A 17073-nucleotide genomic window follows, 5' to 3' on the forward strand; every position below is an offset into this window, starting at 1 on the left:
TGCGGCCCGATCCAAAAGGGTTAGGGCCGACACTATCGGTCGGCAAGCGAGCTTATTCAACCCGCTTGTTAACCTTTTGTGCGATGCACCCGGATCAGCGCCCGGCGGTGGTTTCCGGCCGGTCCTGCTCCACCGCACCCCGGCGCTGGAGCCATTCGGCGATCATCCAGCAGAAGGCAGCCCAGGCGGCGCCGACGCTCCAGCCCGCCAGAACGTCGGTCGGCCAGTGGACGCCGAGATAGACGCGGCTCGACCCGATGATGAGGGTCAGCACCATCGCCCAGGTCAACAGATAGGCCTTGGTGCGCCGGCCCTCGACGAACTGCGTCAGCAGGGCGCCCAGCGTCAGGTAGACGACGGCCGACTGCATGGCATGGCCGCTGGGAAAGCTGGCGGAGATCACCTCGTCGCCATGCGGCACCAGATCGGGGCGGGCGCGGTCGAACAGCATCTTCAGCCCCGTGCTGAGCATCCCGCCGCCGCCGACCGACACCAGCACCAGCAGGGCCGCCGCCCGCTTGTGCAGCAGCAGCAGGAAGCCCAGCGTGGCGACGGTCAGGATGGCGAGGATGGTGGTGCTGCCGAGCGAGGTGATGTCGCGCGCCACCCGCGCCAGCCACCAGGGACCGCCGGGCTGGTCGGGGTTCAGCGGATCGCGGAGCGCCAGCAGGATGCGCTTGTCGAAGGCGCTGGTTTCGCCCTCCATCACCTCGCCGGCCAGTTCGACGAAGCCGAACAGCAGGCCGGCGATCACCGAGAGGCTGACGAGCATGCCAAGCCGGTGCCGGCTCAGATTCGCCCAGAACCCGTTTCTACCGCTGCCTGCGACCGCTTCGTTCCGGCTCACCCGCACCCTCCATCCCTGTTGCCGTTCAGGCGGGAGAGAGAAGCCGCACCGGTGAGCCGGCCGTCCAGGCCAGGATGTCCTCCAGGGCGTCGCGGTAGAACACCGCGTAATTCTCCCGCGTCACGTAGCCGAGATGGGGCGTCAGCACGGTGTTGGGAAGGTCAAGCCAAAGGCTGTCTTTCGGCAGAGGCTCGATGGGGAAGACGTCGATTCCGGCGCCGCCGATATGGCCGCGGCTCAGCGCATGAACGAGCGCCGCCTCATCCACCAGCCCGGCGCGCGAGGTGTTGACGAAGAGCGCGGTCGGCTTCATCGCGCCGATCTCGTCGGCCCCGACCACGCCGCGGGTGCGCTCACTCAGCACCAGATGGACGCTGACCACGTCGGACGTGGCGAACAGCGCGCGCTTCTCCACGCGGGTCACGCCGGCGTCCGCCGCGCGCTCGTCGGTCAGGTTGGGGCTCCAGGCCACCACCTCCATGCCGAAGGCCTGTCCGACCCTGGCGACCTTGCTGCCGAGCTTGCCCAGGCCCACCAGACCCAGCCGCTTGCCGCCGAGATCGCCGGTCAGGCCGGTCTGCCAGCGGCCCTCGCGCAGCGCCCGCTCTTCGGTCGGGATGCGCTTGGCCAGCGCCAGGATCAGGCCCCAGGTCAGTTCCGCCGTCGGTGCCCCGACCATGCGGGTGCCGCAGACGGGAATGCCGCGGGCGGCACAGGCCTTCAGGTCGATGGCGTTGTTGCGGGCGCCGGTGGTGATCAGCAGCCTGAGGTTCGGCAGCCGCCCGATCAGGGAGGCCGGGAACGGCGTGCGTTCCCGCATGATCACCAGCGCGTCGAAGGGCTCCAGCGCCGCGGCCACCGCGTCCTCGTCGCCAAGCGGTTTTTCGAACACCGTCAGGCTGCTTCCCGGAGGAAGCCGCGACCAGTCGGCAAGGTCGCAGGCGACCCCCTGGTAGTCGTCGAGGATGGCGATGCGCATGGAGCCCGTCCCCCTTTACTTGGTGAAGTAGGGCGCCAGATTGGCGCGGATGCGGTCCAGCACCGGGACGGCGGTCGCCGGCACCTCGAACGGGCGGCCGGTGATGGTCTCGCCGGCCTCGATGTAGACGCGCGCGGCCTCCAGAACCACGTCGGCGGGGATTTCCGGAACGTCCTGGGTGTAGGGATCGCAGCGGGCGACGACCCAGTTGCGGACGAAGTCCTTGTCGAAGCTCTCCGGCTTCCCGCCGGCCTCGAACCGCTCCTGATAGCTGCCGGCGAACCAGTAGCGCGAGCTGTCGGGCGTGTGGATCTCGTCGGCCAGCAGGATGTTGCCGTCCGCGTCGAAGCCGAACTCGTACTTGGTGTCGACCAGGATCAGGCCGCGGTCGGCCGCCATCTTCTGGCCGCGGGCGAACAGGGCCAGCGCCTTGTCCGACACCTCGTCCCACTGGGCGCGGGTCAGCAGGTTGCGGTCGACGATCTCGGTCGCGGTCAGCTCCTCGTCATGGCCGGCGTCGAAGGCCTTGGTGGTCGGCGTGATGATCGGGGTGCCCAGCTTCTGGTTCTGGCGCAGCCCGTCGGGGAAGATGTGGCCGTACATCTCGCGCCGGCCCTGCTTGTACATCGACCAGATCGAGGTGCCGGTGGTGCCGGCCATATAGTCGCGGACCACGACCTCGACCGGCATGATGGTCAGCCGCTTCGCCACCACCACGTTGGGGTCCGGATATTCCAGCACGTGGTTGGCGCAGATGTCCTTCGTCGCCTCGAACCAGAAGCGGGCGGTCTGGGTCAGCACCTGTCCCTTGAAGGGGATGGCGGTCAGGGCGCGGTCGAAGGCCGACAGCCGGTCGGTTGTGATCAGGATCCGCCGCCCATCCGGAAGGTCGTAGTTTTCACGCACCTTGCCGCGGTAATGATTGGGCAGCTCCGGGATGAAGGCGTCGCGAAGAACGTTGGTCAGATGCGGGGCGAGCAGGGCGGTGTCAACCATGGGATCCTGGTCCGGATGCAGGGGCGGATGCGAGAGGCGCGCATGATACCCGAAACCCCTGCCGGAGCCAGGACGCTAATTTAGGAGGGAGGATCGCTGTCCGATGCATGACGGGACCATCGAAATGCCGGAGGCCGGGGGCGCAACCGGGCTTGCCGAAGAGTATGTCCTGGCCCCCGGAGTCGTCCGCGTCTGGTTCGCCGATCTCACCGCGCTGTCCGGACAAAAGGCGGCGATGCGCGCCCTGCTGTCCGGTGACGAGGTGGAGCGCGCCGACCGGTTCCTGATGGAGCGGCTGACCGAGCGCTTCATCCTGCGCCGTGGGCTGCTGCGGCTGCTGCTGGGGCGCTGCACCGGCCGCGATCCGGCGGGGCTGGTCTTCGACTATGGGACGCACGGCAAGCCGTCGCTGCCCGGCGGCCCCGCCTTCAACCTCAGCGACAGCGAGGACAGCCTTGCCATCGCCGTGGCGGCGGAGGGACGGATCGGCGTCGACATCGAGCGGCTTCGTCCCATCGAAAGCGCCGACGGCATCGCCGACCGCTTCTTCCATGCCACCGAGCGCGCCGCGCTGCATGGGCTGGGGCCGGAGCGGCGGGACGAGGGCTTCCTGCTGGCCTGGACGCGGAAGGAGGCCTTCATCAAGGCGGCCGGCGTCGGGCTGTCGATGCCGCTCGACCGGTTCGCGGTGGAGGTGAGGCCCGATGCGCCGCCGGCCCTGCTGGAGATCGGCGAGGACCTGCGCGGCGATGTCGGCGTGCCGGCGGACTGGAGCCTGTTCGACCGCCGGGTGCTCCCCGGCACCATCGCCGCCATCGCGGCGCACGGCACCGGCTGGACGGTGGAGACTAGGGTGATGGATGCGGGGTTCGTGAAGTAGGGAGACCCTACCTCACTCCCCGCCGGCCAGCGTCCCGGTCAGGCGGTTGCGGATGGCGGAGACGGCGCATTCCAGCGGGCGGTCGTCGTCGGGCTTGGGCGCCTTGTCCATCACGTCGGGGCACATGTCCTGCGCCATCCACACCTGCGGCTTCGGCGGGACCGGGGCGTTGGGGTCGCAGGTCGCCGGGTCGGGATGGGTTTCCTCGGTGCTGCCGTGGGTCGGCTTGACCTCCAGGTTCGGCGAGACGCCGAAGCAGTCCACCAGCGCGCCCGACGGGCGGTAGTAGCGGGCGGTGGTCAGCCGGATGCCGGTGTCGGCGCTGAGCGAGGAAATCGTCTGCACCGACCCCTTGCCGTAGGAGCGGGAGCCGAACAGCAGCGCCCGGTGATGGTCCTGCAGGGCGCCGGCCACGATCTCGGACGCCGAGGCGGAGCCGCTGTTGATCAGCACCACCACCGGCAGCCCGGCCATCAGGTCGCCGGCGGTGCCGCGGTAGGTGCGGGATTCTTCCGGATCCCGGCCGCGGACGGACACGATGTCCACCGTCTCCAGGAAGCGGTCGGCCACCTGCACCGCCTGCTCCAGCAGGCCGCCGGGGTTGTTGCGCAGATCGATGACGGCGCCGGTCAGCCGGCCCTTCGATTGCCGGCGCATGTCCTCGATGGCCGCGTCCAGCGCCGAGGAGGTCGATTGGTTGAAGGTCGCGATGCGGACATAGGCGACGTTGCCTTCAAGCCGGTAGCGCACCGGTTGGATCTTCACGATGGCGCGGGTCAGCGAGACGCGGGTGTTGGCGTCGGTCGCCGGCGGGCGGCGGATCGACAGGGCGACCGAACTGCCGACCGGTCCGCGCATGCGGGCGACGGCGTCGTGCAGGTTCAGCCCCTTCACCGCCACGTCGTCGATGCGGGCGATCAGGTCGCCGCTGCGCAGGCCGGCGCGGGCGGCGGGCGAGCCGTCGATGGGGGAGACGACCTTGATCAGTCCGCTTTCCTCATCCATCGTCACTTCGATGCCCAGCCCGCCGAACTCGCCCTGCGTCTGTTCGCGCAGATAGCGGTAGCGCTCGGCGTCGAGGAAGCTGGAATAGGGATCGAGCCCTCCCAGCATGCTGTCCAGCGCCGCTTCGGTCAGCAGCCGGTCGCTGGCCTTCGGGTTCTCCGCCTTCTTCTTCTTCAGCCCGTCTTCCGCCTTGTCGATCAGCACCTGCGGATCGAAGGGCTTCACATGCTCCGTCAGGACACGGCGCATGGCGTCGGAAAAGAGGACGTAATTGCGGTCGGCGGTGGACAGCGACCCGTAGCCGCGGATTTTCGCGAAGTCCGTACGGTAGCGGTCGAGCGCCGCAACGGTGTCGGCACGGCTGGTGGGCGCCACGGCGCAGGCGGGCCCGATCGCCACCATCATCAGCAGCAGGGCAGCCAGCAGCTTCGCCATCCTTGGACCCTCTTGACTGGCCGATCCGGCCGGCGGTCTTGCACGCATCGTTCACTATACCAGGGTTTCGCCGGTTGCCCCGACCCTAGCACGTCGTCCGCCCATTCTCAAAGTCCACCCGATTTCGGCAAGAGGGCATGCCTGGGGCGGAACGGCCGAACCGCAAGATGGAGCGGAGTCCTGACATAGGACGCACAAACAGCGATGTCGCGCGCCCCGATGGGACGCGCGACCGACGTGAAGGGATGAACACTTTTGGAGGGTTGAGGCCGGCCCCGGCCCAAGCAGATGCGCTCAGTAGGCGCCGCTGCCCTTCACCACGACGCGCACGGTGCGCAGCATGATGCCGATGTCGGCCCAGAAGTTCCAGCCGACGACATAGGCGGTGTCGAGCTGGACGCGGCGCACGTAATCGACATCGCTGCGGCCGCTGACCTGCCACAGCCCGGTCAGGCCGGGGCGGCAGCGGGTGTAGAAGGGGAAGCAGGCGTGATAGTAGGACACCTCGTCGTCGATGATCGGACGCGGGCCGACCAGGCTCATGTCGCCGCGCAGCACGTTGACCAGCTGCGGCAGCTCGTCCAGGCTCGATTTGCGCAGGAAACGGCCGACAGGGGTGATGCGCGGGTCGTTGCGCAGCTTGCGCGTCGCCAGCCATTCGGCGCGCGCCTCGTCGTCGGTGGCGAGCAGCCGTTCCAGCACCTCGGCGGAATTGACCACCATGGAGCGGAACTTCAGGCAGGTGAAGGAACGCCCGTCGGCGCCGATGCGCCGGTGGCCGAACACCGCCGGGCCGCCGTCGCGCGCCACCATCCAGGCCAGCACCACCATCAACGGTCCGAAAACGGCGAGCAGCCCCAGCGCGCCGACGATGTCGAAGGCGCGTTTGACGCGGTGCCTGTGCAGAGGGGGGCAACCGGGAAGCCGGTCCATCGCCTGCATCGCCGACCGGGTCCCGGCCATCCGGCCGGGGTCCAGACGGGGAGCGCCCAAAAGAGCGATGTTGGACAACGCCATTGTATCTCTCGTCGCTGATCGTCTCTGGTCAGAGCATAGGACCATCCGAGAGAGGCAACGGCCAGCGCGCGAAAGGGGTCCCGCCAATGGGGCCGCTTCTTTGGAAACAGCGGGTTAGCCCGCCGGTACGTATCAGCAGATACGGGGAAGCTGTTCTCCGGTCAGCCAATCCACGATCCGGCGGCCACCGAAGCGGGTCTCCATCTGAACGAAGCGGTGGGGGTCTTCCACCACCCGTCCGATGCAGGAGGCATCCCGTCCCAGCGGGTGATCGCGCATGGCGGAGAGCAGGCGGTCGCACTCCTCCTCGGCGCAGATCGCGATCAGCTTACCCTCGTTGGCGGCGTAAAGCGGGTCGAGCCCCAACAATTCGCAAGCCGCCGTCACCTGCGCCCGCACCGGGATGTCGGATTCGCGCAGCCGCATGCCGACGCCGGACTGGTGGGCGATCTCGTTGAGCGTCGTCGCCAGCCCGCCGCGGGTGGGATCGCGCAGCACATGGATGTCCGGCACCGCCGCCACCATCGCCGCGACCAGCCCGTTCAGCGCGGCGCTGTCGGACAGGATCGCCGTTTCGAAGCCCAGATTGTCGCGGGTCGACATGATGGCGACGCCATGGTCGCCCATGGTGCCGCTGACCAGGATCACGTCGCCGGGCCGCGCCCGGTCGCCCGACGGGGCGACGCCGGGCGGCACCATGCCGATGCCGGTGGTGGTGATGAAGATACCGTCGCCCTTGCCGCGCTCCACCACCTTGGTGTCGCCCGACACGATGGCGACCCCGGCCTCGCGCGCCGCGGCGGCCATGCTGTCGACCACCCGCTTCAGGTCGGCGAGCGGGAAACCCTCTTCGATGATGAAGCCGGCGGTCAGGTGCAGCGGCACAGCACCCGCCATGGCGACGTCGTTCACCGTGCCGTGGACGGCCAGCGACCCGATGTCGCCGCCGGGGAAGAACAGCGGCGAGACGACGAAGCCGTCGGTCGTCATCACCATGCGCCCGCCCGGCACGTCGAAGGCGGCCTGATCGTTGCCCTGGTCGAGATACGGGTTGGCGAAGGCGGCGGCGAACAGCTCGCGCACCAGCTGCGCCATCGCCTTGCCGCCCGACCCGTGGGTCATGTCCACCGCCCCGCGGGCGATGTCGAGCTTGCGGGTGAAGAGGCGGCGGTCGGTCATGGCGGGGGTCCGGATGGTCGGCGGGTGTGTGGAAGGGGAGGGGACGTCAGGCCGCGGCTTCGGCGTTGGCGGCTTCGACTTGGGCGACTTCGGCCAGGAGAGCGAGCGTTCGCTCGGCTTCCTCCGCATCCAGGCGGGACAGGGCGTAGCCGACATGGACGATCACGTAATCGCCTACGGCGACGCCCTCCACCAGCTCTAGCGAGCAGGTGGAGGTGACGCCGCCCAGGCTGACGGTGGCGCGGTCGTCGGGCAGCAGGGCGGTGACCAGGGCGGGGACGGCAAGGCACATGGCGGCGGTCCTCCGGTCAGACGGCTGCGGCGGCAGTATGAGACGCGCGGGCCTCGGCCAGCCCGTCGGCGATCCAGTCGTACCATTCCTCCAGCCCCTGGCCGGTGGTGGCCGACAGCTGGATCACCGCCAGCGACGGGTTCAGGCGCTGGGCGTAGCCGATCATCCGCTCCACATCGAAGGTCAGATGGGGCAGCAGGTCGATCTTGTTGACGACCAGCAGGTCGGCGCGGACGAACATGTCCGGGTATTTCAGCGGCTTGTCCTCGCCCTCCGTCACCGACAGCACGACGACGCGGTGGGTCTCGCCCAGATCGAAGCCGGCGGGGCATACCAGATTGCCGACATTCTCGACGAACAGCACGCCGTCCCCGGCGAACTGGCCGTCGGCCGCCAGCTTGTCGGCGGCCTGCGCCACCATCGAGGCGTCGAGATGGCAGCCCTTGCCGGTGTTGACCTGCACCGCCGGGGTGCCGGTGGCGCGGATGCGGTCGGCGTCGAAGCTGGTCTGCTGGTCGCCCTCGATCACCGCGACGGGGAAGCGGCCCTTCAGGTCGGTCAGGCTGCGGGTCAGCAGGGTCGTCTTGCCCGAGCCGGGGCTGGACATCAGGTTCAGCACGAACACGCCGCGGTCGGCGAAGCGGCGGCGGTTGACGGCGGCCAGCCCGTCGTTCTTCGCCAGGATGTCGCGCTCGATGGTGACCAGCCGCGGCTGGTTCAGCGCGGCACCGCCGTCGATGGCGTCCGGCCGGTCGGGGCGGTGGTGGTCGTGGGTGGCGTGATGGTGGCCGTGGTCATGGCTGTGATCGTGGCCATGGTCATGCCCATGCCCGTGGTCATGATCATGCCCATGGTCGTTGTGGCTGTGGCGGAACACCGTGCCGTCGGGGGCGACATGCTCGTGGGTGTCGTCATGGTGATGGTTGGCATGGTGGTGCGCTTCGCCATGGCGGTGGCGGTATATTTTGCCGTCGGGGCCGACGTGCTCATGCCCGGCATCGGTGGCCTTGCCGTCGATCCGGGTCTCGCCTTCACCGCATCCGCAAACCGTGCACATCACGCGCTCTCCCACTCTTCCATCCGCAAGACGCCCGCCATCATCGACTTGCCCGCGGGCTTCGGCAAGCGCTCGTCATTCGTGTACGTCTATGCCGCAGGCGACGCACGGATCCAGCATCGCGACCAGCAGCCGCACCCGCTCCACCGCATCGTCGCGGTCGCGCACCGCCGCTCCGGCGAGGCCGCGCGCCAGCGGGCCGTCGGCGGCGAAATTCCAGTCGGTCGGCGCCACCATCCGGGCATCGGCCAGCCGGCCGTCCCCGTCCAGCCGCAGCCAGTGGGCCAGCCGCCCGCGCGCTGTCTCCGCCACGCCGCAGCCTTCGCCCGGAGCGGAGTTTGTGGGAGCGGCGGCAACCGGATCGGCCGGCCGAAGCGCGGCGATAGCCGCCTCCATCCGACGTGGCAGCTCCACCAGATCGGCGAGCCGCGCCGCGAACAGCCCAGCCAGCCCGTCGCCGAAGCGCTCCGTCACCGAGACGACCAGCGGGTGGTCCACCTGCCGCTCCAGCGGGCCGGTCAGGGCCGGGGCACCGTTGCGGCGGGGGGCGGTGGCGAAACCCGGATCGCCGGCCAGTGCCGCTGCAAACCAGCCGGGCGACCGTTCATCGAGCAGCGGCACACCGCAGGCCCCCCAGCCGGCCAAACTCCAGCCCGCCGGACCGGGCGACAGCAGCCGGGCGGCCAGCAACGCCGCGTCCGTGCCGCCGCGCGCCGCCCAGCCGGCCAGTTCATCGGCATCCCGCGGCGGCGGGCCGGCGAAGACCGTCGCCTCCAGCCAGCCGGCCATCCGGTCCAGCGCGTCGCGCAGAGCCGCCACGTCCGGCCGCAGGACGCCGCCGCCGGGGCGCAGCCCACCCTTGGCCGGATAGAGCGCCGGCAGGACGGCGGACACCGCGGTCCGAAGCTCGCGCAGGGCCGCCGGCCGCGGCGGAGCGCCCAGGCGCACCGGCCATTCGACCACCGCCTGCCAGCCATGGCTGTCCAGCGCCTCCGCATCGGTCAGCAGGCTGCGCGCCGCGTCATGGGCGCCCGCGTCGAGTCCCAATGCCGCCTCGCAGGCGCGGGCGACGGCCAGCCCCTGGGCGCTGCCGCACAGGCTGAACAGCAGGGGCGCCAGCCGCGCCGCCTCCTCCGCCCTGCGGCCGACCAGGGCGGCGACGGCGCGCGGGCGGCGGGTGGCGACCTCGGCCCGGCGGATGGCCATGCCCTCCGGACCGCCGTCCAGCCACAGCCGGACGGACACCGAACCCTCTCCGGGAAGCATGACGGTGGACATTAGGGTTTCCTGGAGTGGAGTTTCCCGATGGCATTAACGGATTGCATCCTGACGGATCGGGGGTGCAACTCATTGACCTGCGTCAAAATACGTAGATCCGGCGGGGGTGTAGCGCTGTCTCGGCCATGGCCGGGCCGGCGCTTTCTGCTACACTTCGCCCCAACCGCGCCACACCGTCCGGTTTCCCCTGCGTCGGGCGGGAAAGCCGGGACGGCACAATCCGATGGGCGCGACACGACATCAGAGGATGCTGGTCCATGAAACGTTTCCCTCTCGCCTCGGCCGTCCTGCTGGCCGGGCTGGTGCTGCCCGCGGTCGCCGACGCCCACACCTTCGGCGCCCATGACGCCGGTTTCGCCCACGGCTTCCTGCATCCGATCGGCGGCTGGGACCATCTGCTGGCGATGGTGGCGGTCGGGCTGTGGGCGGCGCAGCGCGGCGGTGCCGCCCTGTGGGCGCTGCCGGCGGCCTTCGTCACCGCCATGATCGGCGGCGGTCTGCTGGGCATGACCGGCATCGGGCTGCCGGCGGTGGAGCTGGGGATCGCCGGGTCGGTGATCGCGCTGGGCGCCCTGATCGCCGCGCAGTCGCGCCTGTCGCTGCCGGTCTCGCTGGTCTTGGTTTCGGCCTTCGCCCTGTTCCACGGCCATGCCCATGGCGCCGAGATGCCGGAGGCGGCACAGCCGCTGCTTTACGGCCTGGGCTTCGCGCTCGCCACTGCGCTCCTGCATGGCGCCGGCGTCGGCGCCGCCCTGTCGCTGCGCGGCGTCGTCCGCGGAGGCAAGGGCGCGCTGGCCCTGCGCGGGCTGGGTGCCGCCATCGGCCTTAGCGGCGTGGCCCTGGTGGCCCTGGCCTGAGCGCCGCCACCGGTTCGCCCAGGATGGCTTGCCCATGAGGAAGGGCCGGGCGGGAAACCGTCCGGCCCTTCGGCGTTATGGTCTCCGCGACATTTTCTACCGTGGCCGGGTGGCGATGTTGCGCCACCGCGCGTTCACGCGCTATAAGGCGGATCTTCCCCGCCCGCCTCCTCTCCACCGACAATCGACGGACCGCCCGTGAACTCGCTGATTCCCGAACTGATCGCGCTTGGCCAGGTGGTCTTCATCGACCTCGTGCTTGCCGGTGACAACGCCATCGTCGTCGGCATGGCCGCCGCCGGGGTGGCGCGGGAAAAGCGGGCCCGCGTGATCTTCTGGGGCATCGCCGCCGCGGTGGTGCTGCGCATCGGCTTCGCGCTGGCGGCGACGAAGGTGATGGACATCATCGGCCTGACGCTGGCCGGCGGTCTGCTGCTGCTGTGGGTGTGCTGGAAGCTGTTCCGCGAACTGCGCAGCCAGCGCGAGGAGGCCCAGGCCGCGGCGCTGGTTGGCGACGGGGATGGGGATGAGGCTGGCGATGGCGGGGCCGCGGTCCCGGCCGGCGGCGGCAAGTCGGTGCGCACCGCCGTTTGGGAGGTGATCGTCGCCGACGTGTCGATGTCGCTCGACAATGTGCTGGCGGTGGCGGGTGCGGCGCGCGAGCATCTTTGGGTGCTGGCCATCGGGCTTCTGCTGTCGGTGGCACTGATGGGGGCGGCGGCCAGCGTGATCGCGCGGCTGCTGAACCGCTTCCACTGGATCGCCTATCTGGGACTGCTGGTCATCGTCTATGTCGCCGTCCGCATGATCTGGCAGGGCAGCATCGAGGTGATGGCCTTCGCCCAGATTATCGGCTGACCTTATGGGTTGATGGCCAGGAGGGTAAGCGGGAGGGACCGGAACAATCGGCCTGTGGTGGTGTTGCAAGCCGGCAGCCCCCACAGGAGACGCCCGGCATGACCAATCAGAACGACGCCATTCCGTCCGCCGCTCCTCCCGACACGACAGCCACCCAAGGCCGCCGCCCGGAAGACATCGAGCACGAGATCCAGTCGATCCGCGCCCGCATGGATTCGGTGATCGACGAGATCGAGTTCCGCCTGTCGCCCGGCCAGATGTCCGGCGGGGTGGTGCAGGTGGTGCGCGACGTGATCCAGGGCGGCGGTGACGGACTGTCCGGCCGCATCGCCCGCGCCGTGCGCGCCAACCCGATCCCGGTGGCGCTGATGGGCGTCGGCGCGCTCTGGCTCGCCGTGGCGGTCGCCCGCACACCGGAGTGCACCACCGAATTCGACGATTACGCCCCCGACGGCCGGCAACTCGACCCGCGCGGCCGGCATCTGCTGACCGACCTGACCGGCGCCTGCCGTGATGGCGCCGAGGCCTTCCGCCGCGCCGACATGACAATTGCCGACCCGTCGCTGTCGGGCCGGTTGCAGGAGCTGGCCGACCAGCTCGACCGCAGCGCCGTGGCGCTCGACGCCGAACTGCGCCAGGGGGGCGGCTGGATCGAGACCGCCGGCGACGGTGCGCGCGTCTGGTCGCCGATGCATGGGCTGGCGCAGGCCAGCGCCCGCAGCGTGATGGCCGGGGCCGGCGGGCCGGGTGCCCGCGGCGACCTGCTTGCCCGGCTGGAAAGCGGGCTGGACGGCACGCTGGCGCTGTTCCGCGACGCCCTGCGCGATGCGCCGGACGACCATCTCCAGGTCGCCATCGGCGCCCAGTTCCATGCCCTGGAAACGGCGCGGCACCGGGTCGGCGCTCTCCGCGAAGCCGTGGCCTGAGGAGGGCGGGGGATGCTGGGGCTGAGCCGCCGACATTATTACGAGCACCGCAGCCGCTTGAACCGGCAACACGGTGGGCAGCATGGCGGCGGGCATGCTGCCAATACCGGCGACGGCAGGGGCCGGTCGGCGGACAGCCCGTCGGAAATTCCCAAGAAGGGCTGGAAGGACATTCTGCTGCGGGTGTGGGACGAGCAGAGCAAGGACAATGTGTCGATGCTGGCCGCCGGCGTCGCCTACTACGCCCTGCTCGCCATCTTCCCGGCCATCGCGGCGCTGGTGTCGATCTATGGCCTCGTCGCCGACCCGGCGACCATCGAGAGCCAGCTGAACCAGCTGGGCAGCCTTTTGCCACCCGAGGCGCTCAGCATCGTCAGCGACCAGGCGCGCAAGGTGGCGACCGCACCGTCGCAGGGGCTGGGCTTCGGCCTGATCTTCGGCCTGATGCTGACGCTGTGGAGCGCCTCGCGCGGGACCAACTCGATGGTGTCCGCGCTGAACATCGCCTATGGCGAGAAGGAGACGCGCGGTTTCCTCATGCTGGCGGCGCTGTCGATGGGGCTGACGGTGGCCGGGCTGCTGTTCGTCATCCTCGCCATGGCGATGATCATCGCCGTCCCCGCCGCCATCAACATCATCGGGCTACAGGACACACCCATCGGCTGGATCGCCAGTTTGGCGCGCTGGCCGATCCTGGCGGTGACCATCATGCTGGCGCTGGCCGTCTTCTACCGCTATGCCCCTGACCGGCGGGAGCCGAAATGGCGCTGGGTCAGCTGGGGTTCGGCGATGGCGACGGTCGTCTGGCTGCTGGGCTCGCTCGGTTTCTCCATCTATGTGTCGAACTTCGGCAGCTACAACGAGACCTACGGGTCGGTCGGCGCCGTCGTGGTCCTGCTGCTGTGGTTCAACCTGACCTCCTACGTCGTGCTGCTGGGGGCGGAGCTGAACGCGGAGATCGAGCACCAGACCGCCCGCGACACCACCGACCGCGACGGCCGTCCGGCCCGGCCGCTGGGCCAGCGCGAGGCCTATGTCGCCGACACGGTCGGGGAGCGTAAGGCCAGCTAGCCGCGAAGCCGCCGCTTGGCCCAAAAGCCTCTTGGCAAGGCGGTGGCCGCGCGCTATGGTCGCGTTCATGCAACAGATGCTCGCCATCGCGTCCTGCGGACGCTCCCGATATTTTGGCCGCTGGTTTCGTTCGGCGGCCTAGGAACGCGCATCTGTCGCTCACTCCCGAAGCCGCCCGGACCGACCCGCGGCGGCTTTCGTGTTTGTGACCCACGGCCCTCAATGGGCTGCACATCCTGAAAAATCCGAACACGGGCGACCCGGGCGGCTTCATCACAAGCCGAGAGAGGTTGTCATGTTCGATTTCGATGTCGTCACCGGTCCCACCCAGCCGCCCCACTGCCATCTCGCCGACGAAGCCGCCGGCCCGGCAGCTTCCGAGTCGGCCCTGCCGCCGGCCAACCCGATCAGTGCTGCGGACACCGCCCTGGCCGAGCCGCATACGGCGAAAGGAGAAAAGCCGCGATCCTGATGCGGATCGGGCCGCCGGCCATGGCGTGCAGGGGCCGCATCCCAGCTTTCGACCAAAAAAATCACGAATCCTACCTATGTTCGGCCGGCTGTTGTCGTATACTCCCTTTGGGCAGACGTGTCCGGGTGGCGGCTCAGCCGGCCGCACTCTTGTTGTCAGTTCCTCGCCGATGTCCGGGTTGGGACGGGCGTGATGGTCGGATCGGAAGAAGGATGACGAATCATGGCGGATGATGCTCTCTCAGGCGTCAACTCTATGGTCTCCAGCCTCAACGCGTCGATCAACAACGCGGTGGAGGCCATCAAGAAGTCGCAGAGCAATCAGGCTGTCGGCGACGTCAAGGAATATTCCAAGACGGTCAAGAAATCGGCGCTGACCACCACGAGCGGCGCCACCGACATCGGCGTGCTTGCGAAGAACACCACCCGCCTGAACGTCGCCAGCACCCTGGCGCCGAACGACAAGGTCGATTTCTATAAATTCAAGGTCACCTCGAAGGGCGAGATGACCATGGGGCAGGTCGGCGACGACGGCCTGCGCGTCCAGCTGATGAACAAGCTCGGCCGCGTGGTGGCCGACAGCGACCCGAAGGCCGGTGACGACTACAAGGCCTTCAAGCAGTTGCAGGCCGGCAATCTGACGGTTGACAAGGGCGACTACACCCTGCGCGTGAGCCGCGACAAGGGCCAGTCGGACAAGGACCCGAAGAATTACGCCATGCAGCTGGTCATGGGGAATTACAGCCAGGATTTCGACACGGTCGCCAAACAGCCGGCCAAGGGTGACACCGGCATGGCGCTCACCACCGGGCAGCAGGCGACGCTCGACGGTCTGAACCAGGCCATCGGCAGCATGAACTCCATCCCCAGCGGACAGACCGGCACCCAGAAACTGATGGGCAGCTTTAGCCTGTTCGTGTGAAGGCGGGCCGCCGGCTGTGCTATGACGGAACGGAGCCGATCCGTTCCGGAGCAAGATTTTGCCGTCCATCACGCGCCTGAGCCTCGCCGACCATCGCCGCGTTCCCTGGAAGAACGGCGGCGGCGTTACCACCGAGCTGGCGGTGGAACCCTCCGACGATGGCCGCCCCGATGGGCGTTTCGTCTGGCGAGTCAGCATTGCCGACGTGGTCGAGCCCGGTCCCTTTTCCGCCTTTCCCGGTTATGACCGCCTGATCGCCGTGGTGGAGGGCGACGGCATGCGCCTGTCGGTCGATGGCGCGCCGCCGGTCGAACGCCGCCGCCTCGACCCCGCCTTCGCCTTTCCCGGCGAGGCCGCGGTATGGTGCGAGCCGACCGCCGGGCCGATCCGCGACGTCAATCTGATGCTCGACCGCGCCTCGGCGACCGGCGTGTTGACCCTGCTGGCCGGCTCCGCCGCGCACCGGGCCAATGTGCACCAGGCTGCGGGCGACGTGCTGCTGGTCCACGCCCTTGCCGGCACGCTGACGGTGACCCCCGAGGATGGCGAGGCGCTGACGGTTCCCGCCGGCCACAGCCTGCTCCTGCGCGACGCGGCGGCGCTGGTGGAGGCGCCGGGCGAGGCGGAGGGCGTCTGTGCCGAGGTGTGGCGGCGTTAGGACTTCGCCGCCCGGATCAGTTCCGCGTACCAGTGTGCCGAGTCCTTGCGTGTGCGGGCCAGGGTCTGGAAATCGACGTGGACGATGCCGAAGCGCTGGCCGTAACCGCTGCCCCATTCGAAATTGTCCAGCAGCGACCAGACGAAATAGCCGCGCACGTCGGCACCCTGGGCCATCGCGTCGCGCATCGCCGCGTTGTAGATGGTCAGGTAATTGATGCGGTGGGGGTCGTGGACCCTGCCGTCCGGGCTGACGGCGTCGCTGCCGCCGCAACCGTTCTCCGTCACAACGATGGGCAGGCGGTAGCGGTGCTGGATGGTCAGCAGCTCGTCCCGGAAGGCATCGGGGAAGATCGCCCAGCCGACGCCGTGGGTCGGCGAATCGGCCGGCGCGTCGCCCCAGCCATAGCCCCAGCTCCGGGCCGGATCGGCCTTGGCGAAGATCGGGCCGTAATGGTTCAGCCCGAACCAGTCCACCGGCCGGGCGATGCGCGCCATGTCGCCGGGCTGGACATGGGGCTCGATGGCGGCGGCGGTCTGCGGCGGGTAATGGCCCAGGATCTGCGGGTCGCAGAACACCAGATTCCAATGCTCGTCCAGCAGGGCGGCGGCGGCGCGGTTCTCCGGCGTGTCGGTCTCCGGGATCACGACCTGACGGTTGTGGATGGCGCCGATGGAGGCGCCCGGCACCATGTCGCGCAGCACGTCCACCCCGGCGCCATGGGCGAGGTTGACATGGTGGATGGCGCGCAGATGCTGCGCCCGGTCGACGATTCCCGGTGCCGCCCAGGGGATCGCATAGCCGAACAGGGTGAAGACCGAGAATTCGTTGAAGGTGATCCAGCGCTTCACCCGGTCGCCGTAACGCTGGGCGCAGAGTGCCGCATAGTCGGCGTACCAGCCGGCGCAGTCGCGGGACGACCAGCCGCCCAGATCCTGCAAGGCCTGCGGCAAATCCCAATGGTAGAGGCACAGCCAGGGCTCGATGCCCGACTCCAGAAGCCGGTCGATCAGCCGGTCGTAGAAGTCCAGCCCCGCCTCGTTCACCGCCCCCTTGCCGCGCGGCATCACCCGCGGCCAGGAGATGGAGAAGCGGTAGGCGTCGACGCCCAGCCCCTTCATCAGGGCCACATCCTCCGGCATGCGGTGGTAGTGGTCGCAGGCGACATCGCCGGTGTCGCCGTTCACCACCCCGCCCTGGGTTCGGCAGCGCACGTCCCAGATGCTGGCGCCGCGCCCGTCCTCGGCAGCCGCCCCTTCGATCTGGTAGGCGGAGGTGGAAACGCCCCAGACGAAGCCCGGCGGGTATGGGGTGGACGGGAGGGGGGAGGTCCGGTCATTCATCG

17 protein-coding genes and 1 pseudogene are annotated in these 17073 nt (G+C 69.3%); 8 read left to right on the forward strand and 10 right to left on the reverse strand.

What is annotated here, in order from left to right:
- Window positions 1–94: 94 nt before the first annotated feature.
- The 3 genes from ABNQ40_RS07115 to ABNQ40_RS07125 form a co-directional block, all read right to left on the reverse strand.
- Complete coding sequence (locus ABNQ40_RS07115) at window positions 95–772, reverse strand: phosphatase PAP2 family protein (protein WP_247879552.1); 678 nt, start codon at window positions 770–772, stop codon at window positions 95–97.
- A 100-nt stretch (window positions 773–872) separates the two neighbouring features.
- Window positions 873–1826 carry a D-2-hydroxyacid dehydrogenase family protein gene (locus ABNQ40_RS07120; protein ID WP_109047875.1) on the reverse strand — a complete coding sequence of 318 codons (954 nt, stop codon included), beginning with the start codon at window positions 1824–1826 and terminating at the stop codon, window positions 873–875.
- Window positions 1827–1841: 15 nt separating this feature from the next.
- Window positions 1842–2822, reverse strand: a complete 981-nt coding sequence (locus ABNQ40_RS07125) for a phosphoribosylaminoimidazolesuccinocarboxamide synthase (protein WP_109047876.1) — start codon at window positions 2820–2822, stop codon at window positions 1842–1844.
- Window positions 2823–2925: 103 nt separating this feature from the next.
- Here ABNQ40_RS07125 and ABNQ40_RS07130 point away from each other — a divergent pair, with 103 nt between their 5' ends.
- Complete coding sequence (locus ABNQ40_RS07130) at window positions 2926–3702, forward strand: 4'-phosphopantetheinyl transferase superfamily protein (RefSeq protein ID WP_247879553.1); 777 nt, start codon at window positions 2926–2928, stop codon at window positions 3700–3702.
- 12 nt (window positions 3703–3714) lie between these two features.
- Here ABNQ40_RS07130 and ABNQ40_RS07135 read toward each other — a convergent pair whose 3' ends face one another.
- From ABNQ40_RS07135 to ABNQ40_RS07160, 6 genes and pseudogenes are all read right to left on the reverse strand, one after another.
- Complete coding sequence (locus tag ABNQ40_RS07135; protein WP_109047877.1) at window positions 3715–5142, reverse strand: S41 family peptidase; 1428 nt, start codon at window positions 5140–5142, stop codon at window positions 3715–3717.
- Window positions 5143–5436: 294 nt separating this feature from the next.
- Window positions 5437–6033, reverse strand: a pseudogene (locus tag ABNQ40_RS07140) (sugar transferase); the annotation flags it as partial.
- 258 nt (window positions 6034–6291) lie between these two features.
- Window positions 6292–7338, reverse strand: coding sequence for a hydrogenase expression/formation protein HypE (gene hypE / locus ABNQ40_RS07145; RefSeq protein ID WP_391345907.1), 1047 nt, complete (start codon window positions 7336–7338; stop codon window positions 6292–6294).
- A 46-nt stretch (window positions 7339–7384) separates the two neighbouring features.
- Window positions 7385–7630, reverse strand: a complete 246-nt coding sequence (locus ABNQ40_RS07150; protein ID WP_109047879.1) for a HypC/HybG/HupF family hydrogenase formation chaperone — start codon at window positions 7628–7630, stop codon at window positions 7385–7387.
- 16 nt (window positions 7631–7646) lie between these two features.
- Window positions 7647–8687: a hydrogenase nickel incorporation protein HypB gene (gene hypB, locus ABNQ40_RS07155; protein ID WP_391345909.1), complete on the reverse strand. Its 1041-nt coding sequence runs from the start codon at window positions 8685–8687 to the stop codon at window positions 7647–7649.
- 75 nt (window positions 8688–8762) lie between these two features.
- Window positions 8763–9965: a nickel-dependent hydrogenase large subunit gene (locus ABNQ40_RS07160; protein ID WP_391345912.1), complete on the reverse strand. Its 1203-nt coding sequence runs from the start codon at window positions 9963–9965 to the stop codon at window positions 8763–8765.
- A 257-nt stretch (window positions 9966–10222) separates the two neighbouring features.
- Between ABNQ40_RS07160 and ABNQ40_RS07165 the strand changes: the two genes are divergently transcribed.
- The 7 genes from ABNQ40_RS07165 (at window position 10223) to ABNQ40_RS07195 (ending at window position 15728) form a co-directional block, all read left to right on the forward strand.
- The gene (locus tag ABNQ40_RS07165) at window positions 10223–10822 is read left to right on the forward strand and encodes a HupE/UreJ family protein (protein WP_391345914.1); all 600 of its coding nucleotides are present in this window, start codon (window positions 10223–10225) and stop codon (window positions 10820–10822) included.
- A gap of 198 nt (window positions 10823–11020) precedes the next feature.
- Window positions 11021–11680 (forward strand): YjbE family putative metal transport protein, encoded by a 660-nt coding sequence (locus tag ABNQ40_RS07170; RefSeq protein ID WP_391345915.1) that lies wholly within the window; start codon window positions 11021–11023, stop codon window positions 11678–11680.
- Window positions 11681–11778: 98 nt separating this feature from the next.
- Window positions 11779–12606 (forward strand): DUF3618 domain-containing protein, encoded by an 828-nt coding sequence (locus ABNQ40_RS07175; protein WP_391345917.1) that lies wholly within the window; start codon window positions 11779–11781, stop codon window positions 12604–12606.
- 12 nt (window positions 12607–12618) lie between these two features.
- Window positions 12619–13677 (forward strand): YihY/virulence factor BrkB family protein, encoded by a 1059-nt coding sequence (locus tag ABNQ40_RS07180; protein WP_391345919.1) that lies wholly within the window; start codon window positions 12619–12621, stop codon window positions 13675–13677.
- 295 nt (window positions 13678–13972) lie between these two features.
- On the forward strand, window positions 13973–14149 hold the full coding sequence (locus ABNQ40_RS07185; protein WP_158285529.1) for a hypothetical protein: 177 nt from the start codon (window positions 13973–13975) through the stop codon (window positions 14147–14149).
- A gap of 222 nt (window positions 14150–14371) precedes the next feature.
- The gene (locus ABNQ40_RS07190) at window positions 14372–15070 is read left to right on the forward strand and encodes a hypothetical protein (RefSeq protein ID WP_199235233.1); all 699 of its coding nucleotides are present in this window, start codon (window positions 14372–14374) and stop codon (window positions 15068–15070) included.
- A 58-nt stretch (window positions 15071–15128) separates the two neighbouring features.
- Window positions 15129–15728: a HutD family protein gene (locus ABNQ40_RS07195; protein WP_109047887.1), complete on the forward strand. Its 600-nt coding sequence runs from the start codon at window positions 15129–15131 to the stop codon at window positions 15726–15728.
- Here ABNQ40_RS07195 and ABNQ40_RS07200 read toward each other — a convergent pair.
- Window positions 15725–17071: a GH1 family beta-glucosidase gene (locus ABNQ40_RS07200; RefSeq protein ID WP_109047888.1), complete on the reverse strand. Its 1347-nt coding sequence runs from the start codon at window positions 17069–17071 to the stop codon at window positions 15725–15727. The two genes, ABNQ40_RS07195 and ABNQ40_RS07200, sit on opposite strands and share 4 nt — an antisense overlap.
- Window positions 17072–17073: the final 2 nt, after the last annotated feature.

The sequence above is a fragment of the Azospirillum sp. A23 genome (assembly GCF_042938965.1).
Taxonomy (GTDB): Bacteria; Pseudomonadota; Alphaproteobacteria; order Azospirillales; family Azospirillaceae; genus Azospirillum; species Azospirillum melinis.

Coding starts and splice junctions, on each gene's coding strand:
- ABNQ40_RS07165 (WP_391345914.1), top strand. CDS start 10,223: ATGAAACGTTTCCCTCTCGCCTCGGCCGTCCTGCTGGCCGGGCTGGTG.
- ABNQ40_RS07185 (WP_158285529.1), top strand. CDS start 13,973: ATGTTCGATTTCGATGTCGTCACCGGTCCCACCCAGCCGCCCCACTGC.
- ABNQ40_RS07120 (WP_109047875.1), bottom strand. CDS start 1,826: ATGCGCATCGCCATCCTCGACGACTACCAGGGGGTCGCCTGCGACCTT.
- ABNQ40_RS07115 (WP_247879552.1), bottom strand. CDS start 772: ATGCTCGTCAGCCTCTCGGTGATCGCCGGCCTGCTGTTCGGCTTCGTC.
- ABNQ40_RS07180 (WP_391345919.1), top strand. CDS start 12,619: ATGCTGGGGCTGAGCCGCCGACATTATTACGAGCACCGCAGCCGCTTG.
- ABNQ40_RS07135 (WP_109047877.1), bottom strand. CDS start 5,142: ATGGCGAAGCTGCTGGCTGCCCTGCTGCTGATGATGGTGGCGATCGGG.
- ABNQ40_RS07125 (WP_109047876.1), bottom strand. CDS start 2,822: ATGGTTGACACCGCCCTGCTCGCCCCGCATCTGACCAACGTTCTTCGC.
- ABNQ40_RS07150 (WP_109047879.1), bottom strand. CDS start 7,630: ATGTGCCTTGCCGTCCCCGCCCTGGTCACCGCCCTGCTGCCCGACGAC.
- hypE (WP_391345907.1), bottom strand. CDS start 7,338: ATGACCGACCGCCGCCTCTTCACCCGCAAGCTCGACATCGCCCGCGGG.
- ABNQ40_RS07130 (WP_247879553.1), top strand. CDS start 2,926: ATGCATGACGGGACCATCGAAATGCCGGAGGCCGGGGGCGCAACCGGG.
- ABNQ40_RS07160 (WP_391345912.1), bottom strand. CDS start 9,965: ATGTCCACCGTCATGCTTCCCGGAGAGGGTTCGGTGTCCGTCCGGCTG.
- hypB (WP_391345909.1), bottom strand. CDS start 8,687: ATGTGCACGGTTTGCGGATGCGGTGAAGGCGAGACCCGGATCGACGGC.
- ABNQ40_RS07175 (WP_391345917.1), top strand. CDS start 11,779: ATGACCAATCAGAACGACGCCATTCCGTCCGCCGCTCCTCCCGACACG.
- ABNQ40_RS07190 (WP_199235233.1), top strand. CDS start 14,372: ATGGCGGATGATGCTCTCTCAGGCGTCAACTCTATGGTCTCCAGCCTC.
- ABNQ40_RS07200 (WP_109047888.1), bottom strand. CDS start 17,071: ATGAATGACCGGACCTCCCCCCTCCCGTCCACCCCATACCCGCCGGGC.